Consider the following 25,054-nt stretch of genomic DNA (forward strand, 5'->3'; position numbering starts at 1 on the left):
TCCAGGATCGGTGGGGGCGGCAGGTGCCGTGCGGCAGTTTACGTGGCTGTCGCCGGGCCGCATCCGGCGAGTGCAGCAGGGCGGCTGCGGCCAGCCTGCCGGGTCGCAGGCGTTTCGCAACGCGCCCGGCCGCCGGTCGCCACCGGCACGAGCTGCAGGCCGATTCAAGCCCGCAGCCTGCAGGCCGCTAACGATCCTGGCGCAATGCGTGGCGATCACATGACCTGCCGCGCTCGCCAGTCATCATGACCGTGTGTTTGCATCGCGGCGTCAGGCAGACGCCGACGTCGCTCCGATTCCACCGCCAGCCAGCCAGCCACGGGAGAGCTTCAGTGCTGCAGCAACCAGCAAACCCGATACGGGGCGGGCGGCATGTCCCGTCCACGGCAGCCATGCGGTGTGGCTTGTCGTCGCCGTGAGGGCCCGATGAGCGGCGCGACGCCGCGCTGGCGGCGCATGGTCGTTGCGATGGCCGCGATGCTGTGCAGTGCGACGCTGTGGGCGCAGCCGCAGCCATGGAAGCGCATCGAAACCGCCACGATCGACGATCCCAGGGCCGCCCTGCAGGTCGCCCAGGCCGCGTTGCAGCGTGCCCGCAGCGATGGCGATGCCGACGCGCAGTTTTGGGCCTTGCTGGCGCAGGCGCGCGTGCTGATTTCCCTGGAAGAGAGCGAGCGCCGCCAGGCGGCCCTGGCCCAGGCGCGTGCGATGTTGACGAACGTGCGTGGCAACACGGCGCAGGCGCAGCTGTGGCTGGCGATCGTGCAGGCGCTCAGCGATGTGCGCGAGAGTCCCAACCGCGGCATGCTGGCGCGGCTGGAAGCGCTGCGTCAGCAGGCGCGTGCGCTGGGGCGCAACGATCTGCTGTGCGAGGTCGAGGCGGTCGACATGTGGAGCATGCTCGCCTCCGGCAGCAGCGACGAGGCCTGGAACGCCGCACAGGCCAGCTACCAGTGCGCAGTGCGCGAACACAGCCTGGGCCTGGAGCTGGATGCCTTGACCCAGCTCGGCTCGCTGGCCAGCCGCGTGGGTGGCCGCTCGACCGAGGACAACGACGCCGAAGACTACCTGCAGCGCGCCCTGGAGCGCCTGCGCGGCCAGCCGGCACGCTTTCAGCGCAGCCTGATCGAATACGAGTACGGCACGTCGCTGGCAGCGCAGCAGCCGGACGCGGCGTTGCTGCATTTCAAGCGCGCGCTGGCGCTCAGTCGCGAGCTGGGCGATCAGGCCGGTGTGGCCGCGGCATTGACCAGCGGCAGCGAGGTCCTGATCGAAGCCGGCGATGCCACCGCGGCATTGGCAATGGCGCGCGAGGCACTGCCGTTGATGCAACGCCAGGGCAATGTCGGCCGGGTGGCCGCCTGCCATGCGGTGTTGCTGCAGGCATTGACCGCGCTCAAGTCCGGCAGCCTCGGCGTGGAGATCGTCGCGGCCAAGGCGGCGGACGACCCCCACCTGTCGCTGGGACGGCGCGCGAAGCTGCTCGATGCCATTGCCCAGGCACTGGCAGCGGAGGGGCGTCATGCCGAGGCATACCAAGAACTGCAACGCGCCAACACGCTGCGCGCGCAAAGCCTGGATCGCCAGCGCGACACCGTGATGCTGCGCCTGCAGGCGCGTTACGAAGACGCGCGCCGTGGCGCCGAAACCGCCGAGCTGCGCCGGCGCAGCGAGACCGCGCAACTGGCCTTGCAGGCCCGCGAAGCCGGTCAACGCGCCCTGTGGATCGCCCTGTGTGCGGCCTGCCTGTTGTTGCTGGGTGCGTTGGTGGTGCTGGCCTTCGGTGCGTGCCATCGGCGGCAACTCTCGCGGCTGGCGATGCGCGACGAGCTCACCGGCCTGCCCAACCGCCGCGCCATTCGCGCCGAGGCGCAGCAGCAGGTCGAGCAATCGGTGCGCTCGCAGGTGCCGTGCATGCTGGCATTGATCGACCTGGACCACTTCAAGCTGATCAACGACGTGCACGGGCACGCTGCCGGCGATGCCGTGCTCAAGGCGCTTGCCTGCGCCTCCAGGCTGGCGCTGCGGACGCAGGATCGCCTGGGACGGCTGGGCGGGGAGGAATTCCTGCTGGTGCTGCCGGGCTGCAGCGCAGAAGAGATTCCTGCCGTGTTTACGCGGCTGCGTAATGCAGTGGCCGCGATCGAGATCGCCGGCCTGCCCACCGACCAGCCGGTGCGCTTCTGCATGGGCGCGGTGAGCGTGACTGCAGGAACCGGGCTGGATGTGCTGCTGGGGCAGGCCGATCTTGCCCTGTACGCCGCCAAGACCGCCGGGCGCGATCAGTGGGCGGTATGTTGACGCGTGGATGAGGGCGCCTGCGGCCTGGCTGCCGCAGCGCTCGCTGATGCACTAACTGCAGTGCGCGCGGTGGTGCGTGGCAGCGGTCACCAGGCTCTGCCCGCGATCGCCCGACACCCATGGGCGTACACTGCGCCGCCTCCAGCGAACCGATGCCTGCGTGAAAAAAAAACGGCCCAAATCACCGCCACCTGCGCCAGCGCCAGCAGCATCCCGGATCCATGAATGGATCATCGGCGGGGGGGCCGTTGTCGTGGCGATCGCCTGCTGCATGCGGCTGTGGCTGTTGCTGGAGGCGATCGTCACGGGGCGCTATATCAGCGTCATCCGCGGCCGGCCGACCAGGATCTTCCATGCGGATGCAGACCCGCAGCGGTTCTGGATCGCCATCGGCTGGGATGCGTTACTGACCAGTGTGCCGTTGGCGGTCATCGCCTGGTTCGCCTACGTTGCCTGGACGGCGCACAGACGCGGCCGGCGATGACCTGCGCGGTGCTCCACGGCATACGCAACTGCGGTGCCGCACTGTCGACGACGACGCGGCTGCGCCCGCGTGCGGCGAGCCGCTGGTCAGTACACGGTGTTGATCAGCAAACGGGTCGCAAAGCGGTGGTACCGCCTGCGCCGATCGACACCTGCGCGTCATGCGGCAATCAGGGCTGCGTTTGCTTTTGCTTGCGCGATGGCGTCTGCGTCTCGCGCCTGGGCCAGGTGTCGTAGCTGTAGACGAACTGCTTCTGATCGGCGCCCACGGTGGGGTCGCAGTGCCAGGAATTGGCGACGCTGCCCGGTTCCAGCACGCCACCCACCTCGCGCACGGCCTGCGCTTCGAATGCGCAGATCGGCCCGTACAGTTTAATGTCCCAGCCCGGCTCCGCCCGGGGGTGGGCGTGTTGCACGAGCACGATATCGCTGCCGTTGAAGTGATGCACCTGGGCGCCATGCTCGCGATTGATGCTGAAGTAGCACGGTGCGCCGATGTCCAGCGGGAACACTTCATCATCGCGCAGCAGCGCGCACTTGCCGGCGTGTTCGCCCAGGCGAATCGTGCGCCCGGCCAGGATGGCGGTGGTCACCGGATGGCGGGCGGTGACGTCGGACATGGGCTGCGAGGGTGACGGTGTTTGCGGCGCGGTCTGCGCGTGGACTGGCGCGCCCGTCGTCGTCAACAGCGCGGAGAGCAACCAGGTCGTAAGGTGGATGCGCATGCAACGTCCTTGTCGTGGGCAGTGCAGTATCGCAGATCCGTTTGCAGGCCTGATGCGGGTGGCAGACGCGATGCGCTCCGCGCATGGCTAGCCGATACTCTACGCGGCCTGTGTCTGCTGTAACGCAGTTTGGCGCACAGTATCGCCGGATGGCTGGCCGCTGTTGACCGCGCGTTTCAGTTGCCGCAAGACGCGTGCGATCAGCGCCGCGCCGGCAGCGTTGCCAGCACGCCATCCAGCGCCAGTTGCGTGCTGAAGCCGGCCTTGCTCAGGCGCTTGCTCACCTCGTTGGGCACATCGCGCCCGCTGGTGAGCCGGTTGGGCGCGCCGGTGTAATGGAACAGGCGCCCGCCACGCCGCAACACCCGCGCAAGCTGGTCGTAGAACAGCTGCGAGTACAGCTCGCCGGCGATGCCGAAACGCGGCGGGTCATGCAGGATGGCGTCGAACGCACCGTCAGCCAGCGTGGCGATGTGCTGCGAGATATCCGCCTGGGTCAGCTGCAGACGCCCGCCGTGGGCGGCATCGTCCGGATCCGGCGACCACGGATTGAGCGTGCGCAGCCACAGCACGTCGGCATTCTTCTCGAACGACTGCAGCTGCGCCACCCCGGCCTCCAGGCAGCAGGCGGCGAAGTAGCCCAGCCCGCCACAGGTATCCAGCACGACCTTGCCGCGCGGATCGACCAGCGCCACCTTGCGGCGCGCATCCTCGAACGGCGACAGCTGCGCCGAGGGCAGCATCTTGATGCCATCGATCTCGAAGGTCGGCGCGCCCCATTCGGTGGGGACCAGCTTGATCAACGCACCGCCGAAGCGCGAGATCGGGGCGAAGTCGTCACCGTCCCAGAAGTACAGCGTGCGCTCCTTGAGCTTGCCCGGATACGGGTAACCCCGGCCACGCCACTGCCAGGTCTGCGCGTCCAGCTGGGCGATGCCGGTGCTGCGGCCCAGGTCCAGCGAGCCGGTCCATTGGATCAGGCCACTGCCGCGCGCGGCAAGCAGTGCCTGGGCATCGGAGCAGGTGAGGAGTGGGCCGGAGTAGTGGGGCACGGGTCGCTGGTCTGGGGTCGGCGCGCGTGACGCGCGTCGCCATTACAAGGGATGGACCGGCATCGTAACCGACCCACCGCGCATGGGCATCCAATGCATGACCTGCACGCCGGCGGGGCGGCGCGGCCGTTCTGCAACGCGGTGGCCAGCCCGGCCGTGTGCGGCGGTGCCGGTGGCAGTGCATGAGCGCGGTGCCCGGACCTGCGCCGATTCCTCTGGCGCACGCCGCACCGCATACTGCGCACCGCCCCGTCGACATGGTGTCCGATTGGCGCCAACCGTGGAGGATCGGCAATGCTGAAGGGTGTGTTGTTGGGGTTTGCCTGCTATGCGGCCTATTCGATCAGCGATGCGTTCGTGAAGCTGCTGGAAGGCACGCTGCCGGTCTACGAAGTGCTGTTTCTCGGCGCCTTGCTGATGCTGGTGGCCGTGCCATTCCTGAAGAAGCCGGACGACCGGTTGCGCGAACTGGTGATGGCCAAGCAACCCAGCCTGTGGCTGTTGCGTGCGCTTACCGGCGCCATCGGCAATCTGACCTCGGTGATTGCGTTCACCACCTTGCCGATGGCCGAGGCATTCGCGCTGATCTTCCTGATGCCGATCTTCGTCACCGTGCTGTCGGTGGTGTTCCTCAAGGAAGAGGTGCACTGGCGGCGCTGGTCGGCGGTGATCGTGGGCTTCATCGGCGTGTTGATCGTGCTGCGCCCGGGCTTTCGCCATCTCACCCATGGGCATGTGGCCGCGATCGTGTGCGGCCTGGTCGGCGCCATCTCGGTCATCACCCTGCGCATGGCCGGCCACAGCGAAAAACGCCTGACCCTGTACGGCGCCGGGGTGATCGGCCCGTTGGTGATGGGCGGGATCATGATGTTGCCGACCTTTGTCTGGCCCACGCTGTCTCAGTGGGGCCTGTTGGCGGGCTATGGCCTGCTTGCCGGCCTGGCGGCGATCTGCCTGATGTATGCCACGCGCATGGCGCCGGTGAGTGTGGTTGCGCCAACGCAATACAGCCAGATGCTGTGGGCGATCGCCTTCGGCTACCTGCTGTTCCACGACCACCTGGACTGGCCGATGGCGGTCGGCATCGCGCTGATTCTGGGCGCCGGGCTGTTCACGCTGATCCGCGAAGAGCAGGTCTCGCGCTGGTGGCGGCGGACCAAGATTGTCTGAGGGCGGCGCTGTGCGCCGCGGGAATCGGGAATCGGGAATGGGGAATGGGGAATCGGAGGGCGCTATATCGAAATGTCGCGATGCGCTTGATGCTGTTGCGATTCCCAATTCCCAATTCCCAATTCCCAATTCCCAATTCCCAATTCCCGATTCCCGATTCCCGTCACGGCGCCGTCGTGGATTCCTTGCGCGGTGCACGCCAGGTGTCAACGATGCGCGCGTACTCGCCGCTGGCCTTGCTCAGGTGCAGCCACTGATCGACATAGGCTTTCCAGGCGTGATCGTTGCGCGGTAGCAGGAAGGCTTTTTCGCCGTATTGCAGCGGCTGCTCCGGTGCGATTGCGCACAGGCCGGGCAGGCGTGCCTGCTGGTGGAGTGCTTCGGAGGCGTCGGTGATCATCACGTCCGCGCGTTGCTGCAGCAGCTCCTGGAAGATGGTGGTGTTGTCGGCGAACAGGCGCAGGTGCGCGCGCGGCAATTGTTGGCGCGCGAAGGCCTCGTTGGTACCGCCGGGCGGTTCGATCACACGCACCTCGGGGCGATTGAGTTGCGCGAGGCTGCGGTAACGCGCCTGGTCGGCGCAGCGCACCAGCGGAATCTTGCCGTCCACATCCAGCACCGCACTGAAATTGGCCTGGCGCTGCCGTTGCAAGGTGACCGAAATGCCGCCGACCGCGATATCGCAGCGGTCGGCGAGCAGGTCGGCCATCAGTTGCGGCCAACTGGTTCGGACGAACTCCACGCGCGCGTCCAGGCTGCCGGCCAGCGATTGCGCCAGAGCGATATCGCTGCCTTCGAACTGCCCGTCGGCGCGCAGCAGCGAGTAAGGACGATAGTCGCCGGTGGTGCAGACCCGCAGCACACCCGACTGCAGCACCGCATCCAGGCGCGAGGCAGGCTCGGGCTCGGCCGCGTGGGCGATGCCGCAGCTCAGCAGCACTACAAGGCAGATGCGATGGCGCATGGCGTGGCCTCGAAGGAGTGCGGCCATGATAGTCGCGGTCGGCACGGCGTGGTCGAGTACGGCTCCAGCGGACAAGTCGATCTCAGGCGAACGCGCCAACGCTTGCGCTCCAGGCCGGCCAGGCCGCAGCGGCGTCTGCACGCAGACTGCCTTGGCGATAGACATGGCCCTTTGTCTTTTGGTCGCAAAGTGCCAGGTGCAAGTGCAAGTGCAAGTGCAAGTGCAAGTGCCAGGGACAGGGACAGGCGCCAAGTGCCAAGTGGGTGAGCCATGTCGACGCGCGTCAGCCTGCCGGCGTCAACGGTATGTCAGTACGATTCCGCCCGGGATCACGGTGCGGTAGCGCTGCGATGCGCACTGTCGGGGCTCCATTCGAACCCACCGGAGCCACTCCATGCAGCTCAATCCACGCACTGCGCGCCCGATGACCATCGCCAATGCCGGTCTGTCGGCACACGGCACCCCCGATCCGGATACCAATGAAGAGGAGATCCCGCTGGAAGAGCAGACGCCGCAGCAAGGCGGTTTGCGCGAGGAGGTGGGCGACCTGGAAGAAGATGACGATCAGGCCTTGCCAGGCCGAGCTGGCGGTGGGCTTGCGGGTGGGTAATACGGGTGGGTAATCGCGGCTAAGCTCGATCAGTCACCTGGTGCGCGGCCGGTACCGGGATTCTTTCAGCGTCGGTCGTTGCAATGTGCAGGTGCCAGGCAAATGGCGATGACGCTCGGGGCGTGGGGTGCGCGCATCGACGGGGCTGCGATTCCTCCATGAAAGCAGTGCCGAACGCGCGGATATCTGGCGCACCACGATGGGGCAAGCCGGCCACCTGCGCAGGCGCCCGCAGTGGCCTACCCGGCACGGCGACGCAAACCGCTGGTGTGCGCTGCCGCGATCTCGTATTTTTGACGGCTTGTTCACTTGCCGGTGCCGTGCCCCATGTTTGATCCGTCCGCGCCCGATCATCTGCAACGTAGTCTCTCCAATCGCCACCTGCAGCTGATCGCCATCGGTGGCGCGATCGGCACCGGGCTGTTCATGGGCTCGGGCAAGACGATCAGCCTGGCCGGCCCGTCGATCCTGTTCGTGTATCTGATCATCGGCGCGATGCTGTTCTTCGTGATGCGCGCGATGGGCGAACTGCTGCTGTCCAACCTGGAGTACAAGTCGTTCATCGACTTCTCCACCGACCTGCTCGGGCCGTGGGCCGGGTTCTTCTGCGGGTGGACGTACTGGTTCTGCTGGATCATCACCGCCATCGCCGATGTCATCGCGATCGCCGCCTATGCGCAGTTCTGGTTTCCGGGCCTGGCGCCGTGGATCCCTGCCATTCTCTGCGTGCTGTTGCTGCTGAGCCTGAACCTGGTGACGGTCAAGTTGTTCGGCGAGATGGAGTTCTGGTTCGCGCTGATCAAGATCATCGCCATCTGTGCGCTGATCATCACCGGCGCCGGGCTGGTGGCCTGGGGCTTCCGTTCGCCGTCGGGCAACGTGGCCTCGCTGTCGAACCTGTGGAACGATGGCGGCATGTTCCCGATGGGCATTGGCGGGTTCTTTGCCGGGTTCCAGATCGCGGTGTTCGCCTTCGTCGGCATCGAGCTGGTCGGCACCACCGCTGCGGAAACCGCAGACCCGCGCCGCAACCTGCCCAAGGCGATCAACTCGATCCCGGTGCGCATCTTGATCTTCTACGTACTGGCGCTGGTCGCGATCATGGCGGTGACGCCGTGGCGGCAAGTGGTGGCCGACAAGAGCCCGTTCGTGGAGCTGTTCGTGCTGGCCGGGGTGCCGGCGGCTGCGAGCCTGATCAACTTCGTGGTGCTGACCTCGGCCACCTCCTCGGCCAACAGCGGCATCTTCTCCACCAGCCGCATGCTCTACGGCCTGGCCGAGGAGCAGCACGCGCCCAAGGGCTTTGCCAAGCTCTCGCGTGCGGCGGTGCCGGCACGTGGCCTGCTGTTCTCCTGCCTGTGCCTGTTGCTGGGCGCGATGCTGGTGTATCTGATCCCCAACCTGGTCACCGCGTTCACGCTGGTCACCACCTTGTCGGCGGTACTCTTCATGTTCGTGTGGTCGTTGATCCTGTGCGCCTACATCGCGTACCGGCGCAAGCGGCCCGAGCAGCACGCGGCCTCGGCGTTCAAGATGCCCGGTGGCGTGTTGATGTGCTACGTGTGCCTGGCGTTCTTCGCCTTCGTCATCGTGCTGCTGACCTTGCAGGCCGATACGCGCCAGGCGCTGCTGGCCAGCCCGGTGTGGTTCCTGATCCTGGCGATCGGCTATGCGGTGAAGCGGCAGCAGGCGCGCAGCGGCTGAGCGCTCGCACGGGCCGAACACATCCACCGAGACATCCTCAAGGCCCCGCATTGCGGGGCCTTGGCGTGTGTGGCTGCACGGCGCCGAGATAAAGGCCACTGGCAGCTAAGCGCGTTGTGCGCGTGACGTTGACGCGGATCGGATGGAACGGGATGCTCGCCGCCATCCATCGCCACGGCCCACCGCATGATCACCACGCACCCGATCGCCACAACGCAGCACACACAAGGGTGCTGGGTCGACCTGTGCCAGGCCAGCGCGCAGGAACTGGCGCAGGCCGCAGACACGGTAGGGTTTGCGCTGCCGGATCGCGCGGCTATCGGCGAGATCGAATTCTCCAGCCGGGTGCGGCGCCAGGGCGAGGTGCTGTTTCTCAACGTGCCGCGCTTTCAGGACGACGATGGCCCGACCGCGCCGCTGGGCTTTGCGCTGTCGCCCACCATGCTGGTGACCCTGCGCGAGCAGCACATGGGTTCGCTGGATGCAGTGGCGGCGCAGCTGCAACATGACCCCTGCCATAGCGCCGACGATCTGCTGCTGCGCATCTTCGACCAGCTGGTGGGGCGGCTGGCAGACCGGCTGGAATCGCTGGAAGCCGAGGTCACCGACACCACCCGCCAGGTGTTCGACAACCCGCACAAGACCAAGGACCTGGAGCGCATGCTGCATCAGGTCGGTGGCATGGGGCGGCGTCTGGGCGGCCTGCACAATGCCGGGCAGGGACTGCTGCGCCTGGTCACCTATCTGGACGGCACTGTGCCGGACTGGTTCGGCGCCGATGCGGCCAAACGCATCGGCTTGCTGCACAAGGACCTGACCACCCTGAGCGAGTTCCAGCAGCACATGGACGACCGCATCGAGTTCCTGCTCGACAGCGTGCTGGGCATGATCAACATGGACCAGAACAACGTGATGAAGGTGATGGCGGTGGCGTCGGTGGTCGGCATTCCGCCGACGGTGCTGGTCGGCATCTGGGGCATGAACTTCGCCTACATGCCCGAGCTCAAATGGCACGATGCCTACTACTGGGCGCTGGGCGTGATCGTGCTGAGCATGGTGGTTCCGCTGGCGTGGTTTCGCAAACGTGGCTGGGTGTAACGCATCAGGGCCATAAACCCGTAGGAGCGCACCTGGGCGCGACATGGCGTTACCGGTAAGTCCCTCGCGCCCGGGTGCGCTCCTACAGGGGGCTGGGGTGCGCAGCTGTCACTGCGCACCGTGTCGTGACTGGAAAACTGCCTAGCTGCGTAGCGTGTGACCAGGCGATGCGCCTTGCTGATTGCTACGGGGCGGGCTGGATCAGCCCTTGGCCTGGAAGCTGGCCTCTTCGTACGGCTGCACCACCACCCAGCCTTCGCCGGCAAAGCGCATCTGCAGGCTTTCGCCCGAGCCGCGGCCGAACAGCGTGCCGATCGACACGTCGGTCACCAGCTCCGGGCTCAGCGTGCCCGACCAGGCCACGGTGGCATTGGGGTCGGTAAACACCGGGCCGCTGGCGGCGGTGACCGGCAGGGTCAGCGGCTCGTAGTGCGAGGTGATCGCCACGATGCCGTGGCCGCTCAGGCGCACGTTGAACAGGCCGCCGGACAGCATGCCGGCCACCTTGCGCATCATCGTGATCTTGTGTTCGACACCGGATTCGAAGGCCAGCACATCGTTGCCGTTGACGAAGATCGCCTCGCCATTCAAGCGCAGCAAGGTCACCAGCTTGCCGAGGTCGGCCAGATACACCCGGCCCTGGCCTTCGGCCTTCATCAGCTGCATGCCTTCGCCGCTGACGGCCTTCTTCAGCAGATTGCCCAGGCCCTGTTCCAGCAGTCCCTCGCGGGTGAACTTGACGTTACCGGTACGCGCGACCATGGCGCCGGCCTTGGACCACACCATGCCGTTGAGGCGCACTTCCAGCAGGTGCGGGTTTTCCAGTTCGAACGGATCGGGGCTGACGTCCTTTTCCTTGGAATGGGCGAGAAATTCGTTGAGCGTGCGTACGGCCATGGTCCGTCCTGGAGGGTGAAAGAGTGCGCATGATACGCGGCAGGCCTGTGCGCCAGCAGCACGCGCAAGCGCACGTGGGCAGTGGGTGCCGGCGTTGCGGTAGTGGCGCAGTGCGTCTTGTGCTTCACGCACCACTGCCCGCCAGTCGCTGCAACCGGCGAGAAGCGCTTAAAGTGCGAGTCCTCCGACACCCGCGACCGGCATGACAAAACGACACGCGCTATGGATCTGCGCAGTTCTTCTGGCAGGCGCGGCGGCGTTGCTGGCGAGCTGGTGGTCTGCGCCGGCACCCGATGCGCTGCCGCAAGCACAAGGTCCCACGGCGACGCAACTGGGCTGGAAGGCGCAGTTGCAGTGGGTTGCCGGCAGCGGTGTGCGTGGCGCAGTGGATGGCCGTGCTGCCGATGCACGGTTTGCCGATCCCTACGGACTGGCGATCGGTCCGCACGGCGCGCTGTACATCGCCGATGGCGGCGACAACAACCGCATTCGCAGGCTGCTCGACAACGGCAGCGTGCAGACTGTGGCCGGTGGGCAGGAAGGATTCGGCGATGGCGTTGACGCGGCGGCGGAATTCAATACGCCGTCGGGTATCGCCTTCGATACGGCCGGCAATCTCTACATCGCCGACACCGGCAACCATGCGATCCGCAAACGCACGCCACAAGGCGTGGTAACCACGCTGGCCGGCGATGGCAGTGCCGGTTTTCGCGACGGTGCCGCTGCGCAGGCACGCTTCAATGGCCCGATCGGCGTGGCGGTGGACACGCAAGGGCGCGTGTATGTTGCCGATACCTACAACGATCGCATCCGCGTGATCGCGCCAGATGGGCAGGTAAGCACCCTGGCCGGCGGCGCCTTGCCGGGCATGGCCGATGGTGTTGGCGATCAGGCGCGCTTCGATACGCCGACCGACCTCAAGGTAGATGCGCATGGTGTGGTGTGGGTGGCCGACATGCGTAACGACGCGATTCGCCGTATTGCACCGGATGGCAGCGTCAGCACCTTGATCGGTGGCGATCCTGCCGACCTCAGCCCGCTGTTGCATCGCCCGATGACTATTGCGCTCACCCACGACGGCGTGCTGTACGTGGGCGATGCAAGCGGGCGCGTGCTGCAGGTGACGCGTGCCGGGCATGTGGTGACAATGAGCGGCGAGGACGTGATGCAACGCATGTCGCGCCCGGCCGGGATCGCGGTGGATGCGCAAGGTGCGGTGTATGTCAGCGATGCTGGCGGCGCACGCGTGCATCGGCTGGTGCCGGCCACTGCGGCGAACTCGAACGCCGCGCCCGTAGTCGGGCCGGCTGCCACGCAGCCGTTGCCCGTCACCCAGGGCCGCTGGCCGTTGCAGCCGCAGGTCGGGTGGCATGAGGTGGTCGGCACGCTTGGCGAGGTGCGTGGCAACTACCAGGGTCTCAGCCGCGATCATCTGCATGCGGGCCTGGATATCCGTGGCGATGTCGGCCAAACCGTGTACGCCATTGCCGATGCCAAAGTTTCCAGCCCGTACCCGACCTGGGGGTTGGGGCAATTGGGCGAGTGGTTGGCACTGGACACGATCGGCTACGCCCATATGCGCGTGGGCCGCACCGCACAAGGGACGCCGCTGGATCCGCAGCGCTTCCATTTGGTGACGGATGTGGATGGCAAGCCCGATCGCATGCGTGTGCTGCGCGGCACGCGTTTCCGTGCCGGAGATGCACTGGGTACGCTCAACGGCATGGCGCATGTGCATCTGACCGCAGGTGCCAACGGCTTCGAACGCAATGCGGCGCAACTGGGCTTTGTAGGTTATGCCGACCATGTGGCGCCGCATATCGACCGGGTGAGTCTGCTCGACTCAGCTGGTCAAGCCCTGCCGATGACCAGCGGCAGGGTGCACGTACCGCTCGGGACTGCGGTGCAGATCGTGGTGGAGGCCTGGGACCAGATGGATCGCAATCTGCCGCGTCGTCGCCTGGGGCTGTATGCGCTGGGTTATCAGGTGCTGGATGCGCAAGGCGTACCGCTGGCCGGCGAAGCGGAGCCGCACATGACGATCGTTTTTGATCGCATGCCGGCCGATCCGGCTGCGGTGCTTACCGCCTACGCGCCCGACAGCGGCATCACCGTGCATGGCAGCGCGGTGACGCGCTTCCGCTATCTGGTCACCAACATGGTGCGCGATGGTCGCATCGGCAATGGGCAGTGGCAGGCGGGCGCGCTGCCGCCGGGCGACTACGTACTCCGCATAACCGCGCGTGATTACAGCGGTAATGAGGCGAATGCCAATCGGGATCTACACGTCCGGGTGGAATGACGCGTAAAGCGTTGCGTTGATGATGACATAGCGTATCGGTGACGCATGCGGGGTGCAGGCACCTGTGCATTACCTCGCTGCGATCGAGATTCTATCCACAGACTCACGCCCGGCACTAGGCTACATCGCACGCTCCGTTACGAAGGCGCGTCGCAAAACGCAGTGCCAACTCGCCTGCACTGTGCTTCTGAGATCGGCGTCGGATTCGTGGCATTGCGGCCGGGCTAGATTGCTCCTGCAGAAAACGTCTTTACGTTGTTCAAGGAGTGGGGCGATGCGCGTTGTTGGTGATAGTCGAGTGGAAGGGGGCTGGTCTGGAATGTCGCTGCGTGGTGGCGCGATCGCGTCGTTGTTGGCCCTGGCCGCTGCTGCCACTGGCTTGCACAGCGCACCCGCGCACGCGGCCGTGGGGCCGGGCGTGGTGAGCGGCGACACCATCGTGCACGATCCGTCGATGCTCAAGCTGAGCGACGGGCGTTACTACGTCTATGCCACCACCGGCGTGGTCACCAGTACCGACCGGACCAAGTTCAGCAATGCGGGCGCGATCTTCAGCAGCATGCCGAGCTGGGTGCGCAGCTACAACCCGGACAACCAGCTGTGGGCGCCGGATGTGTCCTTCCATGGCGGGAAGTATCTGATGTACTACACCGCCTCCAGATTCGCCACCAATACCTCGGCGATTGCGCTTGCCAGCAGCAGCACCGGCAAGCCTGGCTCGTGGAAGGATCAAGGCATCGTCTATACCTCCAAGAGCAGCGACGACTACAACGCCATCGACGGCAATCTGGTGGTGGATGGCAATGGCAAGTGGTGGCTGGCGTTTGGCTCGTTCTGGTCGGGCATCAAGCTGATCCAGCTCGATCCCGGCACCGGCAAGCAGCTGTCCGGCAACACGACGCGCTACAGCCTGGCAAGCCGGCCGTCCCCGGGCGCGGTGGAGGCGCCTTTCATCCAGCAGGCCAATGGCTGGTACTACCTGTTCGTGTCGTTCGATGCGTGCTGCAAGGGCGCCAGCAGCACCTACAAGATTGCGGTGGGGCGTGCGCGTTCGGTGACCGGGCCGTATCTGGATCGCGCCGGTGTGGACATGCGCAACGGCGGCGGCACGGTGATCCAGTCCGGGTTGGGCAGCATGCATGGGCCGGGCGGGCAATCGGTGTTCCGTGATGGCGACGGCGACATCCTGGTCTACCACTACTACGACGACCGCGGCGATGCGCGCCTGGGCATCAATCGGCTGGGGTACGACAGCAGTGCATGGCCGGTGGTGCAGTAGCAGCAGTTAATGGAGCACGCTGCGGCGCCATGCAATGGCGCAGCGATCAGGCGATGCCTGATGCAGCGATCCGCCAGCGTTGCCGACTGCCAGAACCGCAAGGCCGCCAGCGGCTGCCGGGCAGTGCCCGGCAGCCCTGGTGCACCCTCAGCGCGTGGCCGACTCGGGCTTGCGCACGCGTTTGACAGGCGCCGGCTTGGTCGCGGTGTCCGGATACAGGTTCAACAGCATCAAGGTGACGCCGTTGGTCCAGCCGAAGCCGTCCTGCAGCGCGTATTCGCCGCCGCCGCCGCCGGCCGCATCGGCTTCCAGCCCGTATTTTTCGACCAGCTTGTGCTCGCGCGCGAACAGCGCCTGCACCTGGGTGAGGAAGCGCTCGCCGATGGTGCGCGCCAGCGCGTCTTCGCCATAACGGCGCAGGCCGTCCACCGCCACCCATTGCAGCGGCGCCCAGCCATTGGGCTCGTCCCATTGCTGGCCGGTCTTCACTGCGGTGGTGGCCAGGCCACCGGGGCGCAGCAGGCGCGCACGCACGGTGCTGGCGGTGCGTTTGGCATGCGCGTCGGTCGCCAGGCCGGTGAACAGCGGATACAGCGCCGCAGCGGTGACCTGGTCGCTGAGCTTGCGCGCCTGCCAGTCGTAGTCGGCGTAGTAGCCGGCCGCGTTCCACAGATGCGCATCGATGGCCTGCTTGCGTTGCAGTGCCAGCGCCGCGTAGTCCTGCGTGCACTCGGCGCCGGGCTGCGCACAGGCCTGGGCCAGGGTGCGCTCCAGGTGGTACAGCAGGCTGTTCAGATCGATCGGCACGATCGCGGTGGTGCGGATGGTGCGCAGGTTCTGCCCATCGGCCAGCCAGCGGCTGGTGTAGTCCCAGCCGCTCTCGGCACCGGCGCGCAGGTCGCGGTAGACCTCGGCGGCCGGGCGGTCGCCGGCCTCGGCGGCGGTGCGGGTGTCGTGCAGCCAGGCTTCCGGGCGCGGGGTGTCGCGCTCGTCCCAGTAGCGGTTGAGCAGGCTGCCGTCGGCCAGGCGCACCACATGGCGCGCGGCCTGGCCGGGCTGCAGGCCGTCGCTGCCCTGCATCCAGTAGGCGTATTCCTTCTGCAGCTGCGGCAGGTAGCGCTGGTAGACCGCTTCGCCTTCCACGCCGGCCTGCAGTTCCACCATGTAGGAGAAGAACGGCGGCTGCGAACGGCTCAGGTAGTAGCTGCGGTTGCCGTTGGGGATATGCCCGTAGGTGTCGATCAGGTAGGCGAAGTTGTCCAGCATCTGGCGGCTGAGCGTGGTCTGCCCGCTCTTCACCAGGCCGAGCATGGTGAAGTAGGAATCCCAGTAGTACACCTCGCGGAAACGCCCGCCCGGCACCACGTACGGATATGGCAGCGCCAGCAGGCTGCTGTACGGCGGCACGTGGGTCTGGCTGCGCACCAGCTTGGGCCACAGTTCGTCGATGTGTTCGCGCAGCGCGGTGTCCTGGCGGATCGCGTCGGTCTGCACCGGCGGCGACTCTTCGAAATTGGCATCCACGAACTTGCGCAGGTCAAAGCCGGGGTGGTCGTGCTGCGCCAGATAGTCGGCGTTGATCAGCGCCGGGTCGCGCAGCGGCAGAAAGTCGACGAAGTGCTTCTGGTCGTCGAACAGCTCGCCGCGCTGCACCGCCTGGAACAGTTCCGGGTAGGCCAGGTCGGGCGTGGGCGGGGTGGCCGCCGGAGCGTTGACGACCGGAGTGTCCATCGGCGCGGCGGTCAGCGTGCAGGGCGCCACGAACATGCTCAGCGACAGGCCAAGCAGCGACGTGCAGCACGGGGGCGCGGCAGAACTCATGGCATCTCCAGAACGGGCAGTGACGTGCGGCATGGTAAACGACCGAAGTGGCGGGCGGGGCCGGACGAGGGGGTCGGCAGGCCGACAGACTTCGCACGGAGACGACAGGATTCAGCAAGGCGATCGGGCGCGGGACTGCAGGTGGTTGCGCCGGTTGCCTTGCCGATTCAGGCCTATCGGCCCGGATCGAGGCAGCTTGAGCCGCATCCAGGCCGCGTCGGATTGCCGACATTGCTGCAAGATGCGCGCCACAGCGTGCGGCGGGTGCGCAGCGGAGTGAGCGACGGCGGGGCGGCGCTGCCCGTGCACGGCAGCCGGTGCACGTGGGCAATGGCGGGCGTCAGGCGGCCTGGCGCGCCCGGCGAATGGCGGCGGCGTGGACGCACCGGGCTGCACCGGTGGCAGCCCGGGTCACGCCAGGCGGCCTGCCGTCTTCGTGTGGTCCAGGCGCACCTTAGTGTCCTTGCGTCAGCGTGGGCGCCGGCGATCGGTCTGCAGCAAACGTTGCAGGTGCAGCGCGTTGGGCACCGCCAGTCCGGCGGCGGTATTGTCGAAGATCACCCAGCGTTCTGCCTGTGGATGCGCCGCATCGTGCGCCGGCTTGCGCACCGCGTCGGCCAGTGCCTGCAGCGCACTGTCGTCGTAGCTGCTGTAGTAAATGCGTGGTGCGCCATGCCAGCGCCAGTACTGCGGGCCGGCTGTCGTCCCCGATGTGGCGGCGTCCGGCACCGGTGCCGGGTCGGCGGCGCAGCGTGCGATGCGGTGGCGCGCCAGCAGCGCCTGTGCCTGCGGCAGGAACCAGCTGGCATGGCGCGGTTCGCAGACCACGCCGCCGTCCCAGCGCCGCCGCAGCATTGCGAAAAACCTGGCCGCCACTGCCGCATCGAAGACGGCGCTGGGCGGCAGTTGCAGCAGCAGGCAGCCCAGTCGTGTGCCCAGCGCGCCGGCCTGGGCGAGGAATGCATCCAGCAATGGGCCGGTGCCCTGCAGGCGTGCATCGTGGCTGATGCTGCGCGGCAGCTTGACCGAAAAGCGGAAATCCTGCGGCACGCTGTCGGCCCAGCGTGCATAGGTCCCGGCACGGTGCGGGCGATGGAACGAGGAGTTGATTTCCACCGCATCAAAACGTGTGGCATAGCGCTGCAAGACGCTGGTGCCATCGCCGAATGCGGCGCGGTCGGCGGCCGGAATCGACCAGCCCGCGCAGCCACAGCGCACGCGCGGCAGGGCGACGGATGAACGAGCTTGCATAGGGTGTGCGCAAGTCCAGTGGGGAGCACTCTATGCATGCGCGCGCGTCAGCGCCGCGTGTGCACCGCGCTCACGGGCGACTCACCGACGACTTCGATACTGGGCACATGCCAGAAGGCCCCTCCCTTGTCATCCTGCGCGAACAGACCGAAGCGTTTGTCGGTCGCAAGATCCTGCGCGTGTCCGGCAACAGCAAGCAGGACATCGCGCGGCTGGGGCAGCAGAAGGTGTTGGCGTTACGCAGCTGGGGCAAGCACTTCCTGATCGAGTGCGCGCAGTTCAGCGTGCGCATCCACTTCCTGTTGTTCGGCAGTTATCGCATCGACGAAGACAAGCCGAATGCGGTGCCGCGCCTGTGTCTGGAATTTTCCAAGGGCCAGCGCCTGAATTTCTACGCCTGCTCGGTGCAGTTCATCGAGCGCCCGCTGGATGAGGTCTACGACTGGACGGCCGATGTCATGAACCCGCACTGGGATGGCGCGCAGGCACGGCGCAAGTTGCGCGCCGCGCCCGGCATGCTCGCCGCCGATGCATTGCTGGACCAGGACATCTTTGCCGGCGTCGGCAACATCATCAAGAACGAAGTGCTGCATCGCATCCGTGTGCATCCGGAAAGCCCGGTGGGCGCGTTGCCGGCGCGCAAGCTTGGCGAGCTGGTCACCCAGGCGCGCGCGTACAGTTTCGATTTCTACACCTGGAAAAAAGCCTTCGTGTTGAAGAAGCATTACCAGGTGCATACCAAAACCAGCTGCCCGCGCGACGGCGCGCCGTTGCAGTATCGCAAGCACCTGGGCAAGGCCGGGCGGCGGGCATTCTTCTGCGAGGTCTGCCAGCGGCTGTACCGCTCGGAGGACGGCTGAAGCGGGTCCGTCCCGCACCAGCGAGCGTGGTCGGTCGTGATGGGCGTGCGCCCGGTGCACGGCAGGAAGGATGCGTGCCGTTGGGGCAGTGGCTGAGGCCGTTGGCAGGCGCCGCAATGACCCGCCGTGCTTGCCAATGTGAATGGCGGCTGGCGTTTGCCGCCCAAACAACGAATTTCAAACGCGCGCTGGCGCCGCGCCCGCTAGATTTGCGCATCCTGCACCGGGTTCACGGTGCGCGCACGCATCCCCCATCTCATCGGTCTCCCGCATTGTGATTACCCGCAGGAAGGAAACGCTTGTCCCGCATGTCGCTGCTGTCGCATGCACGGGCGCCATCCTGTTCTTTCTTGCCTGTCTGTTGCTGTACATGCCGCCGCCGCGCGACCCGGTGCGACGCGACGACAGTTTGCAGGTGTATTTCGTGCCGCGTCCGCAATTGACGCTGCCGGCGCCGGCGACGCCGCCGCCGCAACGCCAACCCACACCACGCGCTGCGCCGGCCGCGGCCTCATCCGCGCGCAGTGCGCCACCACCGACACGCACCCCGCCGCCGCAGCGGCAGGTGGCGGCCGCCAATGCGCCGGCTGGCGAGTCGATGGCGGCCCAGCTCTACACCGGGCAAGGCCGCTTGCGCATGCCGCGTGACGCGCAGGTCGACCCGATGGCGCAGCCCGGCGGCGCAGCGCCGCCGGGCATGACCGACGAACGCGCGCAGGCCAAGGCGCGCAACGTGATGGAACGGGTCAATCCGGTGCAGTACCAGGACACGCGCTTTGCCAAGGACTGGAAGAGCGACGGCACGCTGGGCGATGTGGCGATGCAGGAAATGAATCGCGGCATGAAGAAGTTCAACGACATGCTCAACGGGCCGCAGACGCAGGTGGCCAAGGCGCGGCCACCGCCGGATGTGCGCTTCAACCCCGCGTTGGCCGGCAACCAGGCCGAGATGGGCAGCGAAGCGACCGGCGATGCCTACAAGGCCGCGCCGATCGCGCACGAGACGCCGCCCGACCTCAAGGGCGAAGCCAGCCGCCGTATCCGCGAGGCGCTGGCAGCGCTGGAACAACGCAGCGCGCGCTGCGATGCGTCCAAGCGCAAATCCCTGTTGTCGCCGGTGCGTACGCATCTGGGCGACCTGGAACGCGCCGAACACGCCTTGAACAACGGCGCCGACCCGGTGATGGCCGCGCAGATGCTGCCGCGCCAGGCCGATAGCGCCTACGACCTGGCCCGCCGCGCGCTGTGGTATGCGGACCGCCAGTTGAAGCAGTGCGCGATCGGGTGAGTGGTTCGGTGAGCGCGTTTGCCTGCGCTGCGCTGTAGGTGGCTGACAGCACCTTTAGAACGCTGCTGACAAGACGACTGAATGTCAGGGCGTCGCGGTATCTGGGTGTAGTCAACAGCTCGGTAAGTCGCGTGCGCGGCGCCCTTACCGTCTGCGGGACACGCCGTGAACCCGTCCCTGGGGGCTCGGTGGCGTCATCCATGCCGCCACACGGTCCCGCAACCGGCGAGGGCACCGCACCAGATAGTTGGTCGGCGCTCATCTGAAAAGCTGTCTGTCGTGCGGTGTGCATCAGACCTGGAGCCGATGCTTCGATGATCGAACAAGACGCATCCGGCACCGCTCTTGCCATGCACACCGACCATCCCGACTGGTCCTTGCCCGCCTACCGTCGCAGGCTCTTACGCGGCATGGATGCCGCGTAAGAGCCTAGAAGGACGTACTTGCGGCGTGTCCTGCGATGGTGAGCGGGCAAGTGCCCTGCAGCCAAACCGCAGATCCGCGGCTCTGCAGCCGACTCACCCACACCGCTCAATCACCTGGTCGCCGCGCGAAGTGGAAGTGGACGAGTGAGGAAGGTGGTGTGGTCGGAAACAGCCAGGAGCTATGAAAGCTTGCACGCCAAGCGCGCCGCACCAGCGCGTAGCAACCGCACCCTCATCCGGCGCTGCGCGCCACCTTCTCCCGGTGGGAGAAGGGAAGTGTCCCGACAGGAATTGAAGCAGTAAGGCAGTAATTGAAGAAGTAGGCAGTCTTCGTCAGATATCGCAACTAGACCCCCCGCCGGGGCGAGAAGGCACGGCTTTCGCGGCGAGGGCGCGTGTGCCTTGGAGCGCCCGCGCCGCAAGCGCGGTTGGAGGCGCGCAGCGGAAGGTGTGAGGGCACGTCTATGAAACGGCGGATCAGCCGGCAGCCGGACTGTCGCCCGCGCTACATCAGGCGCTGAGTCCATCCTGCGCCAGACTCTGGCGGTAACGGTCCTTTTCCGCGCTCAGCGCGACTTCCGCACGCAAGAACACCTGCCCGATCGGCTCGTCGCCGCGGGTTGCCTGCGCCTGGCCGATCAGCACCGTCAGCCCGTGGGCATGCTGTTGGTGGGCGATATCACGCAGGCGCTGCAGCTTCTGTTCGGCATCTGCGCCGCGCAGCACGGCGATGAATTCGGCACTGTCGGTCACCCGGTCCACGCTGTCGCCGTCGGCTTGTGCCTGCGCTGCCAGGGCCTGGTCGAGCTGTTGCAAGGCGCGGCCCAGCAGCCGCTCGCTTTGTTTTTCGGCCAGCGCGGCCAGTTCCTGCACTTCCAGGATCACCAGGTAATAGCCGGTGTCGGCGGCCGCCGCGATGGCAACCGGTGCCACCGGCTGCAGGATCGCTTCGCGCTCGAGCTGCAACTCGCGCTTGCGCTCGTCCAGCAGGCGCATGGTGACGCGTGCCAATGCCTGCAGCCCGGTGCGTTGCATGTCGGTGAGCGTGCGCGGCTCGGTGTCGAGCACGCAGACCGTGCCCAGGGCCACGCCGTCGGAGGTGACCAGCGGCATGCCGGCATAGAAGCGCGCACCGGTCTCGCCGGTGACGACCGAGACGTCCGCAAAGCGGCTGTCCTGGGTGAGGTCGGGCACTTCCATCAGTTGCTCGGGGCTGCGGATGGCGTGATCGCACACCGCCTGGCTGCGGTCGGTCTGCTGCATGCCCAGGCCGAGCTGGGCCTTGAACCATTGGCGGTCGCGGTCGACCAGCGACATCAGGGCGATCGGTGTGTCGCACAGCGAGGCCGCCACCTGCACGATGTCTTGGTAGGTGTCCTCGGGCAGGCTGTCGACGATGCGATAGCCGTCCAGGACCTGTTGGCGAGAGGCTTCGTCAGCCGGGGGCATGTGCTTCATCGAATAAGCCGGGCAAGCGCGAACGAGAAAGATGCCACGATACCGGCGCTGCCGATAACGCGGCGTGGATATCGGCCACGCGCCCTGGCGTGACCTCACGGGCGGATCCGGATCCGCATCCATGTCGCACTGCGCAGGCGAGGAAGCAGGAACCGGCGGGCTGAAGCGCCGGGGGCCAGCTTGCCAGCCCGCGTGGGCCGCCTGCGTCTTGCGCGCAGGAGCCGGGTACTGAGACGCACACACGCCATTGCGTACCGCGCACCTGGCGACGGCGCGGCTCGCAGGCCGCGCCGTCGGTGTGCGACTGACCAGCCTCAGCGCTTGACCGGCTTGCCGTCCACGTCCAGCACCTGCACCTCACCGAGCTTGAGCGCCCGCACCGGGGCCTCGATCTTTTTCAGGTCGCCCACGATCACCCAGGTCATCGCGTTGGGGGCGATGATGTCCTTGATGGCGGCCTGCGCGGCCGGCTGGTCGATCGCTTCCAGGCGCGGCTTGAGCGTCTGCACGTAATCGTCGGGGCGGTCGAACTGCACGATGCCCTCGATCGCACCCAGCACCGCGCCGGTGGTTTCGAAGCTGCCGGGCAGGGCGCGGATGCGCTGGTTCTTGATCTTCTCGATCTCGTCGGAGGTCAGCGGCTTGTCGCCGATGACCGCGGTGGCTTCCTTGAGGATCTCGTTGGCCGACTCGGCGGTCTTGTCGGTCTGCACCGGCGCGGAGAACATGTACGGCCGCTGGCCCTGCGCATCCAGCATGCGGGTGCCGGCGCCGTAGGCCCAGCGCTTGTTCTCGCGCAGGTTCATGTTCAGGCGCGAGGTGAAGGTGCCGCCGAAGGCGCCGTTGGCCACGCCGATCGCCAGGTTGTCCGGCGCCTTGGTGGACGGTGCGAGCAGGCCGGCCAGGATCACCGACTGCGGCGCATCCGGCCGGTTGATCAGGTACACGCGCGGCTTGGGCTGCGCGGCGACGTTGACCAGGTTCTTCTTCGGCAAGGGCGTGGCCGGCGCCTTCCAGTCGCCGAAGGCGGCATCGAGCTGCGGGATGATCTGCGCCAGCGTGGTGTCGCCGGCCACCAGGATGCGCAGGTTGTCCGGACGCAGCCACTGGCGGTGGAAGGCCTGCAGGTCCTGGGCGTTGAGGCTCTTGATCGCCGCCTCGGTGCCACTGCCGGTGAGCGGGATGCCGTAGGGGTGGTTCTGGCCGAACAGCAACGGCGGCAGCGCACGCAGCGCCAGGCTGTTGGGCTGGGTCTTTTCCTGCGCAATGCCGGCCAGCCACTGGCCGCGGATGCGCTCGATGTCGGCAGCCTTGAAGGCCGGGTTGCGCACGATGTCGGAGAACAATTGCAGCGACGGCTGCAGCTGGTCGTTGAGCGCATCCAGCGAGGCGCTGCAGCTGTCCAGGTCGCAGCCGACCGCGGTGATCGCGCCCAGGCGCTGGCGACGCTGCGCCACTTCCACCGAATCCAGCGCCGCGGTGCTCTCGTTCATCAGCGCGGCGCTGAAGCTGGCGGTACCGAGCTTGTTGCCCTGGTCGGCCGCATAACCGGCATCGAACAGCAGCTCCACCTGGGTGACCGGGATGGTGTGGCGCTCGGCCAGGATCACCTCGATGCCGTTCTTCAACTTGCCGCGCTGCAATTGCGGGAAGCTCAGGTCGGGGAACTGGCTGGTCTGCGGCACGCCCTTGCCGCGGTCCAGCGTGGAGGCGGTGACGTTGTACTTGCCGGCGGCCGGCAGCTTGGGCGCCGGCTTGCCGGGTTCGGCGCCACGTGCGACCACCGCCTTGTCTTCGGCGGCGGGGTCGAAGCCCTTGCCGGCCGGCAGCACGGTGAGCAGGTAGTCGCCCTTGCCGAACCAGGTGGCGGCGGTCTGCTTTACGCTGTCCACGGTGGCGGCCTGGCCGCGCTGCAGATCCTGCTTGTAGGCGCCCGGGTCGCCGCGATAGACCTGGCCCTCGGCCAGGATCACCGCCTTGCCACCGAAGCCGCCGACCTTTTCCAGCCCGCGCACGAAGCCGGCGCGGTAGGCCACCTGCGCGCGCTGCAGTTCGTCGGCGGTCGGGCCCTGGGCGATGAACTTCCTGAGTTCCTCGTCGATGATCGCCTCCACCTTGGCCGGGTCCACGCCGTCCTTCACGTCGGCCTGGATCTGCACCTGGCTGGACAGCGCGAACGGCTGGATCGCCGCGGACACGTCATCGACCAGATTGTCCTGATAGACCAGGCGCTGATACAGCCGCGAGGTCTTGCCGCCGCCGAGCACGGTGGTGGCCAGATCCAGCTGGATCGCCGCATCGCTGCCCAGTTGCGGCGCCACCCAGGTGCGATAGATGCGCGGCTGCGAGACGTGGTCGTGCTGCACGCCACGCTTCTGCGCGGCCAGCGGGGTCACCCACGGCTGCTGGCGTGCCACCGGCTTGCCGGACGGAATGTCGCCGAAGTACTGCAGCGCCTTGGCGCGTGCCTGCGCCACGGTGATGTCGCCGGCCAGCACCAGGGTGGTGTTGGCGGCGCCATAGTTGTCGTTGAACCACTGTTTGACGTCGGCCAGCGAGGCCGCGTCCAGGTCTTCCATCGAGCCGATGGTGTCGTGCTGGTACGGATGGTTGGCCGGGAACAGGTTGGACAGGATGTTCTGGTCCACGCGGCCGTAGGGGCGGTTCTCGCCCTGGCGCTTCTCGTTCTGCACCACGCCGCGCTGGGTGTCGAGTTCTTCCTGGCCGATCGCGCCAAGCAGGTGGCCCATGCGGTCCGATTCCAGCCACAGCGCGGTGTCCAGCGCAGTGGTCGGCACGGTCTCGAAGTAGTTGGTGCGGTCGAACCAGGTGGTGCCGTTCATGTCGGTGGTGCCGACCTTTTCCAGCGGCGCAAAGAAGCTGCCCTTGTTGTTTTCCGAGCCGGAGAACATCAGGTGCTCGAACAGGTGCGCAAAGCCGGTCTTGCCGGCCGGCTCGTCACCGGAACCGATGTGGTACCAGATGCTCACCGCCACCACCGGCGCCTTGTGGTCTTCGTGCACCACCACGGTCAGGCCGTTGGGCAGGGTGAAGCGGGTGTAGCCGATCTCGGGGATGGCACTGCTGGCCGCAGGCTTGGACAGGCTGGCCGGGGCGGCCGCGACGGCGGGGGCAACGGGACCGGCAGCGGCGCCGAGCACACCGGCGATCAACAGGGACAGCGGACGCAGCATGTGACACTCCAGGGGCAAGACAATCGGCCGAGGGTAGTGGCTGGCTGGCGGCGTCGCAAATGCTGTCCGGCAGGGGGGGGCATGTGCGGGTGCCGGCAGGGCGGCAGGTGAGCGAGGCCGGCTCGGGCGTCGGCCAGGGCGCGGCGGTCGGACCGGGCACCTTCGGCGTGCC

At 67.0% G+C, this 25,054-nt stretch carries 18 protein-coding genes; 10 read left to right on the forward strand and 8 right to left on the reverse strand.

The window, feature by feature from the left end; genetic code table 11:
• Positions 1–426 precede the first annotated feature (426 nt).
• Positions 427–2,301: a diguanylate cyclase gene (locus tag EO141_RS01325; protein ID WP_119130543.1), complete on the forward strand. Its 1,875-nt coding sequence runs from the start codon at positions 427–429 to the stop codon at positions 2,299–2,301.
• A gap of 271 nt (positions 2,302–2,572) precedes the next feature.
• Positions 2,573–2,785: a hypothetical protein gene (locus EO141_RS01330; protein WP_119130657.1), complete on the forward strand. Its 213-nt coding sequence runs from the start codon at positions 2,573–2,575 to the stop codon at positions 2,783–2,785.
• A 169-nt stretch (positions 2,786–2,954) separates the two neighbouring features.
• Here EO141_RS01330 and EO141_RS01335 read toward each other — a convergent pair whose 3' ends face one another.
• Positions 2,955–3,509 carry a hypothetical protein gene (locus tag EO141_RS01335; protein ID WP_206514766.1) on the reverse strand — a complete coding sequence of 185 codons (555 nt, stop codon included), beginning with the start codon at positions 3,507–3,509 and terminating at the stop codon, positions 2,955–2,957.
• 200 nt (positions 3,510–3,709) lie between these two features.
• Positions 3,710–4,561 (reverse strand): SAM-dependent methyltransferase, encoded by an 852-nt coding sequence (locus EO141_RS01340; RefSeq protein ID WP_126942940.1) that lies wholly within the window; start codon positions 4,559–4,561, stop codon positions 3,710–3,712.
• 294 nt (positions 4,562–4,855) lie between these two features.
• Between EO141_RS01340 and EO141_RS01345 the strand changes: the two genes are divergently transcribed.
• Positions 4,856–5,731, forward strand: coding sequence for a DMT family transporter (locus tag EO141_RS01345; RefSeq protein WP_046345616.1), 876 nt, complete (start codon positions 4,856–4,858; stop codon positions 5,729–5,731).
• Positions 5,732–5,894: 163 nt separating this feature from the next.
• Here the strand turns inward: EO141_RS01345 and EO141_RS01350 are convergent, their stop codons facing one another.
• Entirely contained in the window at positions 5,895–6,695 is an 801-nt protein-coding gene (locus EO141_RS01350) for a transporter substrate-binding domain-containing protein (protein WP_127168330.1), read from the reverse strand.
• Between the two features lie 394 nt (positions 6,696–7,089).
• Between EO141_RS01350 and EO141_RS01355 the strand changes: the two genes are divergently transcribed.
• The 3 genes from EO141_RS01355 to EO141_RS01365 all read left to right on the forward strand — a co-directional run bounded on the left by EO141_RS01355 (position 7,090) and on the right by EO141_RS01365 (position 10,107).
• Entirely contained in the window at positions 7,090–7,305 is a 216-nt protein-coding gene (locus EO141_RS01355; protein ID WP_119130551.1) for a hypothetical protein, read from the forward strand.
• Between the two features lie 327 nt (positions 7,306–7,632).
• Positions 7,633–9,009, forward strand: a complete 1,377-nt coding sequence (gene cycA / locus EO141_RS01360) for a D-serine/D-alanine/glycine transporter (protein WP_127168331.1) — start codon at positions 7,633–7,635, stop codon at positions 9,007–9,009.
• Positions 9,010–9,195: 186 nt separating this feature from the next.
• Positions 9,196–10,107 (forward strand): CorA family divalent cation transporter, encoded by a 912-nt coding sequence (locus EO141_RS01365; RefSeq protein WP_127168332.1) that lies wholly within the window; start codon positions 9,196–9,198, stop codon positions 10,105–10,107.
• Between the two features lie 201 nt (positions 10,108–10,308).
• Here the strand turns inward: EO141_RS01365 and EO141_RS01370 are convergent, their stop codons facing one another.
• Complete coding sequence (locus EO141_RS01370) at positions 10,309–11,004, reverse strand: AIM24 family protein (protein WP_104583728.1); 696 nt, start codon at positions 11,002–11,004, stop codon at positions 10,309–10,311.
• A gap of 202 nt (positions 11,005–11,206) precedes the next feature.
• Between EO141_RS01370 and EO141_RS01375 the strand changes: the two genes are divergently transcribed.
• A complete protein-coding gene (locus EO141_RS01375) occupies positions 11,207–13,306 on the forward strand; it encodes an NHL repeat-containing protein (RefSeq protein ID WP_127168333.1) in 2,100 nt (699 codons plus the stop codon).
• A 319-nt stretch (positions 13,307–13,625) separates the two neighbouring features.
• Entirely contained in the window at positions 13,626–14,585 is a 960-nt protein-coding gene (locus EO141_RS01380) for an arabinan endo-1,5-alpha-L-arabinosidase (protein WP_127168334.1), read from the forward strand.
• A gap of 147 nt (positions 14,586–14,732) precedes the next feature.
• Here EO141_RS01380 and treA read toward each other — a convergent pair whose 3' ends face one another.
• On the reverse strand, positions 14,733–16,406 hold the full coding sequence (gene treA, locus EO141_RS01385) for an alpha,alpha-trehalase TreA (RefSeq protein WP_126970106.1): 1,674 nt from the start codon (positions 16,404–16,406) through the stop codon (positions 14,733–14,735).
• Positions 16,407–16,874: 468 nt separating this feature from the next.
• Positions 16,875–17,657, reverse strand: a complete 783-nt coding sequence (locus tag EO141_RS01395) for a DUF72 domain-containing protein (RefSeq protein ID WP_127168335.1) — start codon at positions 17,655–17,657, stop codon at positions 16,875–16,877.
• Positions 17,658–17,764: 107 nt separating this feature from the next.
• Between EO141_RS01395 and EO141_RS01400 the strand changes: the two genes are divergently transcribed.
• Together EO141_RS01400 and EO141_RS01405 are read left to right on the forward strand one after the other, a co-directional pair.
• Positions 17,765–18,517, forward strand: coding sequence for a DNA-formamidopyrimidine glycosylase family protein (locus EO141_RS01400; RefSeq protein WP_104649252.1), 753 nt, complete (start codon positions 17,765–17,767; stop codon positions 18,515–18,517).
• Positions 18,518–18,791: 274 nt separating this feature from the next.
• On the forward strand, positions 18,792–19,805 hold the full coding sequence (locus tag EO141_RS01405; RefSeq protein ID WP_164738998.1) for a hypothetical protein: 1,014 nt from the start codon (positions 18,792–18,794) through the stop codon (positions 19,803–19,805).
• Between the two features lie 935 nt (positions 19,806–20,740).
• Here the strand turns inward: EO141_RS01405 and EO141_RS01425 are convergent.
• Both EO141_RS01425 and EO141_RS01430 read right to left on the reverse strand, forming a co-directional pair.
• Complete coding sequence (locus tag EO141_RS01425) at positions 20,741–21,688, reverse strand: GAF domain-containing protein (RefSeq protein ID WP_104649251.1); 948 nt, start codon at positions 21,686–21,688, stop codon at positions 20,741–20,743.
• 314 nt (positions 21,689–22,002) lie between these two features.
• On the reverse strand, positions 22,003–24,882 hold the full coding sequence (locus EO141_RS01430; protein ID WP_127168336.1) for a pitrilysin family protein: 2,880 nt from the start codon (positions 24,880–24,882) through the stop codon (positions 22,003–22,005).
• Between the last annotated feature and the right edge of the window lie 172 nt (positions 24,883–25,054).

The sequence above is a fragment of the Xanthomonas sp. BRIP62415 genome (genome assembly GCF_003993515.1).
Lineage (GTDB): Bacteria > Pseudomonadota > Gammaproteobacteria > Xanthomonadales > Xanthomonadaceae > Xanthomonas > Xanthomonas euroxanthea.